Origin of the sequence: Bacillus sp. TH50, from assembly GCF_016650565.1 — a bacterium.
Lineage (GTDB): Bacteria > Bacillota > Bacilli > Bacillales > Bacillaceae_G > Bacillus_A > Bacillus_A mycoides.
On sequence record NZ_JAEKFM010000007.1, the window covers coordinates 1,681,928 to 1,694,450 of the forward strand.

Annotated in this window: 14 protein-coding genes and 1 pseudogene; 11 read left to right on the forward strand and 4 right to left on the reverse strand. The window is 32.9% G+C overall.

Annotation, left to right across the window (positions count from 1 at the left end; genetic code table 11):
• Positions 1–16: 16 nt before the first annotated feature.
• From JFU23_RS25725 to JFU23_RS25740, 4 genes are all read left to right on the forward strand, one after another.
• Positions 17–958 carry a magnesium transporter CorA family protein gene (locus JFU23_RS25725; RefSeq protein ID WP_000932392.1) on the forward strand — a complete coding sequence of 314 codons (942 nt, stop codon included), beginning with the start codon at positions 17–19 and terminating at the stop codon, positions 956–958.
• Positions 959–1,156: 198 nt separating this feature from the next.
• Entirely contained in the window at positions 1,157–2,053 is an 897-nt protein-coding gene (locus JFU23_RS25730; RefSeq protein ID WP_000418724.1) for a permease, read from the forward strand.
• Between the two features lie 3 nt (positions 2,054–2,056).
• The gene (locus JFU23_RS25735) at positions 2,057–2,926 is read left to right on the forward strand and encodes a TIGR03943 family putative permease subunit (protein WP_002012447.1); all 870 of its coding nucleotides are present in this window, start codon (positions 2,057–2,059) and stop codon (positions 2,924–2,926) included.
• A 119-nt stretch (positions 2,927–3,045) separates the two neighbouring features.
• Complete coding sequence (locus JFU23_RS25740) at positions 3,046–3,552, forward strand: acyl-CoA thioesterase (protein WP_002012448.1); 507 nt, start codon at positions 3,046–3,048, stop codon at positions 3,550–3,552.
• A gap of 129 nt (positions 3,553–3,681) precedes the next feature.
• On the opposite strand, the gene JFU23_RS25745 is transcribed toward JFU23_RS25740, so the two are convergent.
• Positions 3,682–3,768: a YjcZ family sporulation protein gene (locus tag JFU23_RS25745; protein WP_000505094.1), complete on the reverse strand. Its 87-nt coding sequence runs from the start codon at positions 3,766–3,768 to the stop codon at positions 3,682–3,684.
• A gap of 159 nt (positions 3,769–3,927) precedes the next feature.
• Between JFU23_RS25745 and cls the strand changes: the two genes are divergently transcribed.
• The 4 genes from cls (at position 3,928) to JFU23_RS25765 (ending at position 6,846) form a co-directional block, all read left to right on the forward strand.
• Positions 3,928–5,112, forward strand: coding sequence for a cardiolipin synthase (gene cls, locus JFU23_RS25750; protein ID WP_002141405.1), 1,185 nt, complete (start codon positions 3,928–3,930; stop codon positions 5,110–5,112).
• A 32-nt stretch (positions 5,113–5,144) separates the two neighbouring features.
• Positions 5,145–5,609, forward strand: a complete 465-nt coding sequence (locus JFU23_RS25755; RefSeq protein WP_002012450.1) for a spore coat protein — start codon at positions 5,145–5,147, stop codon at positions 5,607–5,609.
• Between the two features lie 197 nt (positions 5,610–5,806).
• Entirely contained in the window at positions 5,807–5,986 is a 180-nt protein-coding gene (locus tag JFU23_RS25760; protein WP_002086048.1) for a hypothetical protein, read from the forward strand.
• Positions 5,987–6,225: 239 nt separating this feature from the next.
• Positions 6,226–6,846, forward strand: coding sequence for an NAD(P)-dependent oxidoreductase (locus JFU23_RS25765; RefSeq protein WP_002086047.1), 621 nt, complete (start codon positions 6,226–6,228; stop codon positions 6,844–6,846).
• A gap of 24 nt (positions 6,847–6,870) precedes the next feature.
• Here JFU23_RS25765 and JFU23_RS25770 read toward each other — a convergent pair whose 3' ends face one another.
• The 3 genes from JFU23_RS25770 to JFU23_RS25780 all read right to left on the reverse strand — a co-directional run bounded on the left by JFU23_RS25770 (position 6,871) and on the right by JFU23_RS25780 (position 9,760).
• Positions 6,871–7,353: a DUF456 domain-containing protein gene (locus tag JFU23_RS25770; protein ID WP_000217328.1), complete on the reverse strand. Its 483-nt coding sequence runs from the start codon at positions 7,351–7,353 to the stop codon at positions 6,871–6,873.
• 1 nt (position 7,354) lies between these two features.
• Positions 7,355–8,662: a hemolysin family protein gene (locus JFU23_RS25775; protein ID WP_002086044.1), complete on the reverse strand. Its 1,308-nt coding sequence runs from the start codon at positions 8,660–8,662 to the stop codon at positions 7,355–7,357.
• Between the two features lie 210 nt (positions 8,663–8,872).
• Entirely contained in the window at positions 8,873–9,760 is an 888-nt protein-coding gene (locus JFU23_RS25780; protein WP_002168576.1) for a hypothetical protein, read from the reverse strand.
• A 270-nt stretch (positions 9,761–10,030) separates the two neighbouring features.
• Between JFU23_RS25780 and JFU23_RS25785 the strand changes: the two genes are divergently transcribed.
• The 3 genes and pseudogenes from JFU23_RS25785 (at position 10,031) to cbpA (ending at position 12,093) form a co-directional block, all read left to right on the forward strand.
• Entirely contained in the window at positions 10,031–10,618 is a 588-nt protein-coding gene (locus JFU23_RS25785; protein WP_002086042.1) for a TetR/AcrR family transcriptional regulator, read from the forward strand.
• An 8-nt stretch (positions 10,619–10,626) separates the two neighbouring features.
• Positions 10,627–11,271 carry an HXXEE domain-containing protein gene (locus JFU23_RS25790; protein ID WP_002148541.1) on the forward strand — a complete coding sequence of 215 codons (645 nt, stop codon included), beginning with the start codon at positions 10,627–10,629 and terminating at the stop codon, positions 11,269–11,271.
• Between the two features lie 175 nt (positions 11,272–11,446).
• Positions 11,447–12,093: pseudogene (cbpA, locus tag JFU23_RS25795) on the forward strand (cyclic di-AMP binding protein CbpA).
• The last annotated feature ends 430 nt before the right edge of the window (positions 12,094–12,523 follow it).

Below are 12,523 nucleotides of genomic sequence, written 5' to 3' on the forward strand. Positions count from 1 at the left end.
GAATCGGGGTGATAGTATGTTAAATATTTATTTAACAGACCGAAACGGAAAACTACAAGAGGTTGAGGAAATGCAAAAGGGTTGCTGGATTAATGTACTTCATCCAACGGAAGAAGAAATTCAATATCTAGTACAAACTTTAAATGTAGACTTAGATTTCATTAAAGACCCTTTAGATGATGAAGAACGCTCTCGTATTGAAAAGGAAGACAATAATACTTTAATAATCGTGGATATTCCAACAGTTAGACATGATGAAGAAGGAAATTCGATTTATGACACGATTCCAATAGGTATGATTGTAATGCCAGATTGTTTTGTTACTATTTGCTTAGAAGAAAACCCAATTTTTGAACGTTTTATTAATCAACGTATTAAAGAATTTTATACGTTTAAAAAGACACGCTTTGCACTTCAGCTCTTATATACGATTTCTACTTATTATTTAAGATACTTAAAGCAAATTAACAGAAAAACAATCGATTTAGAGCACCAATTAAATAAGTCGATGAAAAATAAAGAAATTTTTACATTGCTAGGCCTTGAAAAAAGTTTAGTTTACTTTACAACATCATTAAAGGCGAATAAAATTGTAATTCAAAAATTAATGCGTAACAGTACATTTTTAAAAATGTATGAAGACGATCAAGATTTACTAGAAGATGTATTAATTGAAAATAAGCAGGCTATTGAAATGGCGGAAATATATAGTCACATTTTAAGTGGAATGATGAATACTTTTAGCTCTGTTATATCAAATAATTTAAATAGTGTTATGAAACTGTTAACGTCTATTACAATCATTTTATCGTTACCAACGATGGTTTCTAGTTTCTTTGGAATGAACGTAAAGGTTCCGTTTGAAGGGGAAGCACATGGTTTTGTAATTGTACTCATAATATGTGTAACACTATCTTTCACATTAGCGTTTGTTTTTTGGAAGAAACGTTACTTTTAACGAGAAGAAAGCTGCTCTAGCATAGTTGTGTAACTGCGCTAGAGCAGCTTTTTTGCTATGAAATCCTAAATTTTGAATAGAATATAACTTATAAAATGTAATGTATATGAAAGGGGTGAATTCCGTATAAGTCTTGTCCAATTCATAAAATGAGGTTAAAATTACATATTGTTAATGAAAAGTTGGAGGAAATACATCATGGAATTGTTTCAATTACCGAAAGCATTCCTGCAAATGAATACAATTTTTATCTCCATATTGATCGAAGCACTTCCTTTTGTGCTCATTGGTGTATTTATTTCAGGATTCATTCAAATGTTTGTGACAGAAGATATGGTAGCAAAATGGATGCCGAAAAATCGATTTCTGTCTGTTTTAATGGCTACTTTTTTAGGGATGATGTTTCCGGGCTGTGAATGTGGAATCGTTCCGATTGTAAGGCGATTAATCGGAAAAGGGGTTCCGCCCTATGCCGGGATTGCATTTATGTTAACTGGACCAATCATTAATCCAGTCGTATTATTTGCAACATACGTTGCCTTTGGAAGTAGTATGCACATGGTATGGTATCGTTCTATTGTAGCGATTATCGTAGCAATTATCGTTGGAATTATATTATCATTTATGTTTAAAGAACATCAATTACGAGATGATCACTTCCCAGAAGTGAATCATAAGCGTCCATTACGTAAAAAAATGTGGGATGTATGTACGCATGCTGTTGAGGAATTTTTCTCGATGGGAAAATATTTAGTATTAGGTGCGTTAATTGCAGCGGCAGTTCAAACGTTCGTACAAACTTCAACACTTCTTGCTATAGGACAAGGGCCGTTCTCTTCACCAGCTGTTATGATGGGGCTTGCTTACATATTATCACTTTGTTCAGAAGCGGATGCGTTTATTGCTTCGTCATTCCAAAGTACATTTTCAACAGCGTCACTTGTCGCGTTTCTCGTATATGGACCGATGGTGGATATTAAAAATATGTTTATGATGCTTGCGACATTTAAAACAAAATTTGTAATTGTTGTGACGGTTACAGTTACCCTTGTTGTTTATGCAAGCTCACTACTCATTTATGCGATGGGGTGGTAGGTTATGTTTCGAGCATATATATTATTAGGCTTTACAATTTTAATTGGACAGCTTCATATTTCCGGTAACATTACGAAGTATATAAATATGAAGTACGCCTATTTATCAAAAACTGCTGCTATTATTTTAGGTTTCTTAACGATTGTACAAATTATTATCGTTTTCCAAAAAGAGCACCAAAAGGAAAAAGAGAAACATGATTGTAGTTGTGATCATAGTCATTGTGGGCATGATCATTCGAAAGATGAGAATACATGGTGGAAAAAAGTGTTTTCTTACACGTTATTCTGTTTTCCAATCATTACAGGATTGTTTTTCCCAATTGCAACATTAGATTCCGATATTGTTAAGGCGAAGGGATTCCATTTTCCAGTAGCGCAAGCAGAAAGTAAAGATCCATTTATGACAAGACAATTTCTAAGACCTGACACGAGCATTTATTACGGGAAAGAAGGATATCGTGGTGTAATGGAAAAAGGGAAGAAAGAGTTTGTTACGAAAGATAATATCACTTTAAAAGATGAAGATTTCTTAAAGGGTATGGAGACAATTTATAATTATCCTGGTGAATTTACTGGTAAAACCCTGTCTTATAAAGGATTTGTTTTCCGAGATGATTCTTCTAAAAAGGAACAATATTTCTTATTCCGTTTCGGTATTATACATTGTGTAGCGGATTCGGGTGTATATGGTATGTTAGTTAAAAAACCAGAAGGTGTAGAGTGGAAAAATGATGATTGGATTCAGATAGAGGGAGAAATTTCAACTGAATTTTATCAGCCGTTCCATGCAAATATTCCTGTTTTAGAGGTAACGAAATGGAATAAAGTTGAACAGCCGAAAGAACAATATGTATTTAGAGGAGCCGATTGATAAAATCGGTTCTTTTTTATAGACTAAAAGTTCTAAAAATTGTTAATATTAAACGTGTAGTTCATGAGGTGTAGTGTATATTGGGATATTAGGGATAGATAATTAAAGGGGTGATAACAATGACTGAAGTAAAGGGTAAAACAGCTAATGAATCAAGGGTGTTTAAAACGAGTCGAGTATTTCCAACGGATTTAAATGATCATAACACGCTATTTGGTGGAAAAATATTGGCGGAGATGGATATGGTTGCTTCAATTTCAGCAACGAGACACTCGAGAATGGAATGTGTCACAGCGTCTATGGATTGGGTAGACTTCTTACATCCAGTACGTTCTTCAGATTGTGTTAGTTATGAATCTTTCGTAATTTGGACGGGAAGAACTTCTATGGAGATATTTGTGAAAGTAGTAGCAGAAGATTTAATTTCAGGTAAAAAACGTGTAGCAGCAACTTCATTCGTTACTTTTGTTGCGCTTAGTAAGGAGAATAATCCAGTTCCTGTACCGCGTGTTATCCCTGAGACAGAAGAGGAGAAAGAATTGCATCGAATTGCTGTGTTACGTGCAGAACAGCGCCATATTCGTAAGGCAGAGAGTAAGAAGGTAGCTACACTGCTAACTTTTTGATGTGAAATACTTTCCTAGTGGTACTATTTTGTAATAGGTTAGGAGATTTTTGAAATGAAAAGCGGACACCTAAAAATAGGTGTCCGCTTTTATAGTTTTTTCATCCCCATATCGTACTACAATAACTGCTTAGCAGAAGCAAGCAGCACCGACGATAATTAAGAGGATAAATAATACGACTAGTAGCGCAAATCCATTACCATGTGCGAAGCCCATTGTTATTTCCTCCTTTTATTTTAAGATACAACATACAATATGCAGATGAGCTCCTGTTTGATATGGACGTATATCATGCAATGACATATTTTTTGTATGATAATGTTTTAAAAAAGGAAAGATATAGGAATAACAGTAGTTAGAGAAAGGAACGTATCCATGAAGCGCTTTTTAATTGTAATAATTTGTTTTATAGGTGTATTCATATGGATGAACGTTGATGTGGAAATGGGGAAGAAAATGGCTAGTGGATATGAATTAGAAAAAATCCGATCAGGGGATTTTCAAGTATATACGAACGGTGATGAGTTATATAAAAGTTTATTTGAGGATATAAATCGTGCAGAAAAGAATGTGTATGTTCATTTTTATATTGTAGGAAAAGATGAAGTAAGCCAAAAGTTTTTACAGTTATTAGAGAAAAAAGCATCTAGCGGAGTAGATGTGAAATTGTCAGTAGACCGCATTGGCGGATATAAGCTTAAGAAAAAGATAATTAATCAATTAAAAGAAAAAGGCGTGAAGTTTACATTTAGTAAAAAACCTAAATTAAAAAACTTATTTTATTCTTTGCATCAACGTAATCATAGACGCATTGTTACTATTGATGGGAAAGTTTCGTACATTGGTGGCTTCAATATCGGAAAGGAATATCTTGGACAGGATCCTAAATTTGGTCCGTGGCGTGATTATCATGTACGCATCGAAGGGAATGGAGCTACTGATATGGAACGGAAGTTTGCGGAAGATTGGCAAGAAGATACGGGAGAAAAGTTTCCTATACACCAAGAGTTACCTGTACAAGGAAATGTAAAATATCAATACGTATTTTCGAATGGAAAAGGTTTATGGAAGGAGTATGGAGCGTTTTTAAAGAAGGCAAAACATTCTTTAATTATCGCTACACCATATTTTGTACCGAGTAAAGAAATGGTGAAGGGGCTGAAAGATGCATTAAATCGTGGTGTCCATGTAAAAATCCTCGTCCCATTTAAAAGTGATGCAGTATTGCTAAAACAGGCTGCCTATCCTTATTTGAAAGACATGTTAGATGCTGGAGCGGAGATTTATCAATATCGAAATGGATTTTTTCATGGGAAAGTAACAATCATCGATGAGGAAATGGTTGATATTGGTACAGCAAATTTTGATAATAGAAGTTTTTACTTAAATAACGAATCTAACTGTTTCATATATGATAAGACAGTCGTTGCTGACGTATGGAATCGATTAAAAGAAGACTTTCATAAATCAAAACGATTTTCTGAAGAAGATTTTGAGAAAATTAGTAGATGGGATTGGTTTCTAGCAAGAATATCAAATGTTATCGCATCATATTTATAGTATAGAGATGAAATAGGAAGGGAGGCGCTTTAATGGATTGTATGAAAGAATTGATGACATATAGTTACACACTTATATATAAAGTTGGAGAATACACGAGCAAGGTTCGAGATGAAGAATTAAAGGATATATTACAGCATCATTTGCCGTATATGTTACAAGCATATAATGAACAAGTGAATTTTCAAGAAGGAGAAAATATACAACATATAACTTGTAAACAAATGTGGCCGGAATTTACTGAAATGGATAGGGAAACAGATAATGAGTATACAGGGGATATTGGGATTGCTATTTGTTATATTTCACATTTGAAACGATTAGCATTAAAGTTTGCTCAAGTTGCAGTGGAAGTTGCGAACCCAGAGTTTCGTTCTTTCTTGGAAAATTGTTTTGTGAAAATGAATCGTTATGCTTATAGTGTTTGGCAATATGTTGTGAAGAAGGAATATAAAATTAAACATTTATATGAAAATGAAAGTGAGAAGTTTGCGTGAAAAACTAAGACGGAATGAAAGGCGTCTTAGTTTTTTTATGTCTAATGAAAGGCTCAATTAGAAGAATTGAGAAAAACCAGTTGTGTTATCGGAATATTTACAAAAGTTTACAATATCTTTACTGTTTTTAAATCTTCCCTTTAAAAAAAAAGAGTAATATGGGATTGTACATATTCTATCAAAGGGAGGAAACGCAAATGAACAAATGGGTTAAGTCATTAACTGCTATGGCACTTGCAAGTTCTTTATTAATGGTAGGTTGTAGTAAAGATGAGGATAAAAAGAAAGAGGATGACACAACTTCGCAGCAAGATGAAAAGAAAGATAAAGAAACAAGTGGAACAGAAAAATCTTCTGATTCGAAAGAAAAGAAATAAAGTGAAACTTTAATCAGTGGGGATTTTGTCCATCCCCACTGATTATTAGCCCACACCAATCGGGCATTTACGGGCAGTTATCTCCCACCTAATTTCCTCGCATTCGCCGAATTTACTGCCCGCAAATAGCGGGACAAATGGATAACAGAGCTCCCTCACATATACGAGGGAGCTTTTTTGTTGTATATTTGTAAGTTTTGCGGAAAAATAGAGAGAAAGAATGGAAGAGGGGATAATATATGAAAGTATGCATATTAGGAGCGACAGGTAGAGTAGGATCACACATTATGAAATTGGCATTACAAGATTCATATGAAGTAACGGTATTAGTTCGTGATTTGAGTAGAGTGGAAACAGAGCATGAAAGGTTGCAAGTTATTAAGGGAAATGTATTAAGCGGAGATGATATAAAGGAAGCGATTAAAGGATGTGATATTGTAATTAGTGCTCTTGGAACTGATCGGAATGGGACGTTAGAGAAGAGTGTACCGATTATTATAAAGCAAATGGAAGAAGAGGGCATAAAGAAAATTGTTACAATAGGAACTGCTGGTATTTTACAAGCGCGAACAAACCCAAGTATATATCGTTTCCAATCAAAAGAATCGAAAAGAAAAATGACAACAGCTGCGGAAGATCATTTAGCTGCTTATGAAGCGCTGAATAATAGTAAACTATGTTGGACTGTTGTTTGTCCGACGCATTTAATAGATGGTGATGTAACCGGTGTATATCGAACTGAACAAGATATGTTGCCAACAGATGGATCGAAAATCACAGTTGGTGATACAGCTCAGTTTACATGGAGTTTACGTAATAAAAGCTTATACGAGAAAAGCCGAGTAGGTATTTCATATTAAAAAACCATCCCAAAATAGGGATGGCTAAAAAATGATATAGCATACAAAGATGATAATCATAATGATTTGGAGAATGGCTTTGGCTACTGTACTACTTAAAAAACCGACAACAGTTGCAATTCCGACTAAAAGGGCGTCTTTTGGCGCCTTTTTATGCATTAGTTCCGTAATAAATACAGATAAGAACGGTATGATAATAAGCCCGAATGGTGGGAAGAAGAACGATCCGACAATGATAGAAACCATACCAACACGTTCGCCCGATTTTGTACTTCCGTATTTTTTTAGGAAGTATCCATTTGCAATAAAGTCAGCAACGAAAATGAAGAGTGTAAAAATGACTTGAATAATCCAAAAAGATGTCGTTAACTCTCCGCCGTTTATTCCAAAATGATAAATGAAATAGCCAGCCCATACGGCAAGGATGCCAGGGATAATGGGGTATATAAAGGCAAGAAATGAAACAATGAAACAAGCAATGATACAAATTGTTAGTAAAACAGTCACTTTATAGCTCCTTTGTAGTATCTAATTTATGTACAGCAATCTTTTTAATTTGATGCCCATCAAGTTCTAATGCTTTAAATTGAAAACCATCATATTCAACTGAATAGCCAGCCTCAATATTTAAATCAATTGATTGAGAGAGAAGCCAACCACCAATTGTATCTAAATCACTTTCATCGATATGTAGGCCAAACATATCATTTACTTCAGAAATGAGTACTTTCCCATCTAAAACAGTAAGCCTAGGAGTACGCTTTTCAATCATTGGTGATTCGTCTGCGTCAAATTCATCTTGAATTTCTCCGATAATTTCTTCAAGAATATCCTCCATCGTTAAAAGGCCAGCAGTTCCACCGTATTCATCCATAACAATCGCCATTTGTACGCGGTTCTTTTGGAGGTGTATTAACGTTTTACGAATGGGAACTGTTTCAAATACAGTTAAAACAGGATGTATGTAGGCATCAAGTGGTTTGTAAATGCCTTTTGTTTGATTATGAAAAATCTCTTTCGTATTTATCATTCCGATAATATCATCTTTATCCTTTTCAATAATAGGATAACGTGTATACTTTTCAGTTGCAACGATTTTCATATTTTCTTCTAACGTATTTTCAGTAGATAAACAAACCATTTCAGTTCTAGGTACCATAATTTCTTTAGCAACACGATCATCAAATTCAAAAATATTATTTACATATTTATATTCGGTTTGATTAATTTCGCCGCTTTTATAGCTTTCACCTAAAATGAGTCGTAGTTCTTCTTCGGAATGGGCAAGTTCATTTTCTTTCGCAGGCTCCAAACCGAGTAATTTTGTGAAAAATATAGCTGCACTATTGAGAAGCCAAATGAACGGATACATAATTTTATCAAATAAAATAAGCGGTTTTGCAAATTTTAATGTGATTGCTTCAGCTTTTTGGATTGCGAAAGACTTAGGAACTAACTCGCCTAATACAACATGGAAAAAAGTAATCACACTAAAAGCAATAATAAAGGATAACGTGTTAGCCATTGTTCCAGTAATATTGATTTTTTCAAATAGTGGTCGCAGTAAATGTTCCACAGTTGGTTCACCAAGCCAACCAAGTCCTAAAGAGGTGATAGTAATGCCAAGCTGACAAGCGGATAAATAAACGTCTAAGTTAGATAAAACGCTTCTTGCAGCTAATGCTTGTTTATTACCTTCATTAGCAAGCTGGTCAATTCGACTTTTTCGTACTTTTACGACAGCGAATTCTGAAGCAACGAAAAAACCAGAAATAAGGATAAGTATAAAGATGAGAAAAATATTTAATATGTCCAAGTGTGTTCTTTATTCCTAATTTGGAATAAAGATGTCACCTCCTGTAATTATGTTATACTTTTATAATAAATCCAAATGAAAAGATTAGTCAAAGAAAATGGGTAAATAATGGTAGGTTTCTATAGTAGTTTTTTAATTTGCTGTTATTTTGTCCTCTATATAATAGGAATAACCGTCTACTTTTAATTTAAAGTAGACGGTTATTCTACGTTATGGTTTTGAAATACTTCTTGTTAAAGTGTATGTTTGCTGTTTATTGTAGTTTGTTGTCCATAGTGTTTGGAGAAAAGATAATACGCTGTATGGGATGTAAAGAAGTAATAAACCAATTGCAACAACTATAGGTGCATTTCCACCAAATTGAACGATAAATTGTAAGAGTCCGTTTACGTGAAAAACACATTCCATAAAAACAAATGAAAGAATAATGGAACTTAGAATAGATTTATGATTGGAAGTAAGCGCCATAAATAACGTATCAACAAGGAAGGCTGAATTTTTTATTTCGTATTCATTTGTATTATTTAAGAAAGGAAGCCATTTTTTTATTGCTTGCAGAACGATTATCATGGAAGTACTACATACGATGATAAAAGAGGAGAAGAAAGGAACCTTCATGAATTCCGCGATGTAGAGTAGTAGTAATAGTACTGAACATTGTAATATCACAGTACCAAAAGAATATGGTATCCAGCGCAATAAGGAAGTGCACTTTCTTACTGATCTCGGTGCTTTTAAAAATAGATGACCGATCCCTAAACTAATAAAGAAACCGATTACAAGAGTGAATGTGAAACGAACGATTGATAAAAAATATATTTCCCATATGTAGGGGAATAGTGGTGACGAATGGCTAGAAGTATGTATCATATTTTGTGTATTTATAATCTGATTTGCTGAGAAAAGGATAGGTTCATGCATCCAATCGATTCTTGGAATTGAAATAGAAAAAAGTTGTGCAAAGTTATGAAAAATGCTAATAAATCCAGTTGTGTAAGAGTAATTATGTGTAATGAATAATGCTGGAATAGGACTTATGACAAAAATAATAAAAATACCAACTATAAATTTACATATATGTGAGCGCAATAAGGACATACAACCACCTACTCTTAGAATATTCAGAAAATTCTTATTCTTATTTTAGCTTTTTTCAGGGGAAGTTACAATATATTTTTCTTTACGTATTGGTATATGGATAGTTTTAAATTATTTTTAGAAATTTATTTTATGTATGGGATGAATGAAAAGAAATGTAGGTAAATGTCGAAAGGATTAAATTGATTTTTCAAATTGGAAAGTGATACCATAAAGTTAAACAATGTTTAAATCATTGTTTAATCGATAAATTCTAGAGGGGGAGATAAGTTGGGGGAAAATGAAAACATATCAACGAAAGAAAAGATTTTAAATACAACCTTGGAGTTAATTAAAAACGAAGGTTTTGAAAGGGTAACGATAAGGAAAATTGCATCATTGTCAGATGTAAATATTGCGCTTGTAAATTACCATTTTGGTTCAAAAGAAAAGTTGATTAGTGAGGCGATTAAAGTTTTGTTAATTAGCTTCCAAGGCACTTTTTCTATTTTAGATGATATTACAGTACCAGCGAAAGAAAGATTAAAAATATTTTTATTTGATTATGTACTAGTAATTCGGCAATATCCTGAGTTAGTCAGGAAGATTATTGCAATGGGAACTACGGTATTTACATCTCAATACGAATATGGAGATTTTTTGAAGAGGCTAGGTTTTAGTAAAGTGAAGAATATTTTGAGCGAAATAACAAATGAAGCGGATCAGGAAATTTTAATGATGATGACAGTGCAAATATTTGGATCCATTTTTCTTCCAGCATTAATGATGCCAATTCTTGAATCAGGGGCAGATATAAGAGTACTACCTATAGAAAAACAGATTGATTTCCTATTTGAACGCTATTTTTATAAAAATTGAGATAGTGGGTGATAGAGATGGTTAGTTTCTTTAGAAAGCATTGGTATGATATAGGGTTAGTTGTGGCTATTGTTGTCGTTGTTTGTTTAGTCGCGAATTTGGGAGAAATAAGTGAAATAAAAGTACTGTTAGCGTTAAGTTTTGTAGCCATTTTAGTGCATCAATTTGAAGAGTATCGTTGGCCAGGTTATTTCGCTGGTCTGTTTAATGTAGTTATATTTAAAAGTGATATACCAGATCGCTATCCATTAAATACGCAATCTGCTATGGTAATAAATATTTTGATTGCGTATGTTTTTTATTTACTTCCGGTTTTCTTTCAAAATATAATATGGCTTGGGATGGCACCTATTTTAATGGGTTTTTTTCAATTCATATGGCATGGTATTTTTGCGAATATAAAAGCTAAAACAATATACAATCCGGGATTAGGTGCGGTTGTATTACTACATGTTCCGATTGGTTATGCATATATGAGATATGTTCTTTTACACAATCTGGCTACAAATTTGGATTGGATATTAGGGCTGATCTATTTTCTAGTAGCTACCTATTTTTTAATTATAAAAGGAAATATGTTAATGAAAAGTAAGGAGACAAATCATTATTTTTCTAAAAAGCAATTAGGTCCGTACAATGATGCAGTAAAGTGATCCAGAATTCAGAAGGGATTTTTGATGCTGAAGAGAGTACAAGTGAATGATTCATGAATAAATTATGACGAAAAAATGAATAATTTTCAGAAAAATAAAATAATATATTTATTTTTTTCTGAAAATATAATATAGTTATGGCACAGAAAGTATTTTAGCATAAGGAGGCTTTTTTATGAGGATTAAAGGGAATTATGTGCCAAAAAGGGAAGTTTTGTTTTGCTCAAGTTCAATTACGATAGGGGAAACGCTGGAACATTTAAATAAAACGGGGTATCGTTGTGTACCAGTTTTAGATGAAAAAAAGAGAAGTTTTTAGGGAATGTATACAAAGTAGATATTTTAGAATATAAAGGTTCACTTGAAGATAATGTATTACAATTATTGAACGATAAAAATGGGTACGTGAGAGAAGACTCTTCCTTCTTTAAAGTATTTTTTACAATTAAAAAACTACCGTATTTATCAGTAGTTGATGAAAAAGGGGTCTTCCTTGGTATTTTAACTCATAAAAAAGTTTTTGAACTATTAGAAGATGCATGGGGAGTCCATTCTAGTAAATATTCTGTCATGATTGGAACACAAGATTATAATGGGGCCATTCAAAAATTATCGACAGTGCTAAAGAAATACACTGGTATTCAAAGCTTAATGACTTTTGATAATGATGCTTTATTAGTACGTAGAATAATGTTTACATTGGGAGAAGAGTTTGAAGATAGTGAATTAGAAACATTGCTAAAGGATTTAGAAGATCATGGATTTAGAGTTGTGTATGTTGAAGAGATGAATAATCCACGTGAAGTTGAAACGATAGACTAACAAGTAAAAGCCATCTTATTTTTTGATGGCTTTTACTTTCTTTTGTATAAAAATATTCAAATATAATAAAATGTAAAAATCGTAAATTTCTAAAAAAATTTGTGTAATAGAATAAATAAAGGAGGTATGTGTGGATAATTTTGATTTTCAAAAAATTCTATTTAAAAATATGTTTTTATTTTTCAGCCAAATATGTTACTATATGTGTGATAAAAACAAAGAGGTCTGACAACTAAACTCCACGTTATAACACTCTAATGACTCAAATATTCAAAAAAATCAAAAATCAAAAATTAATAATTAGAGTAAGAATAAGGGGAATGGAGAAATTATGGAGAAAGACATTGCTTTGTAAGGGGCATATTTTATCATCTTGAGCAGAGAGGAGGATGCATAGCATATTGTGAAAAGAGATATAAACAATGAAAAA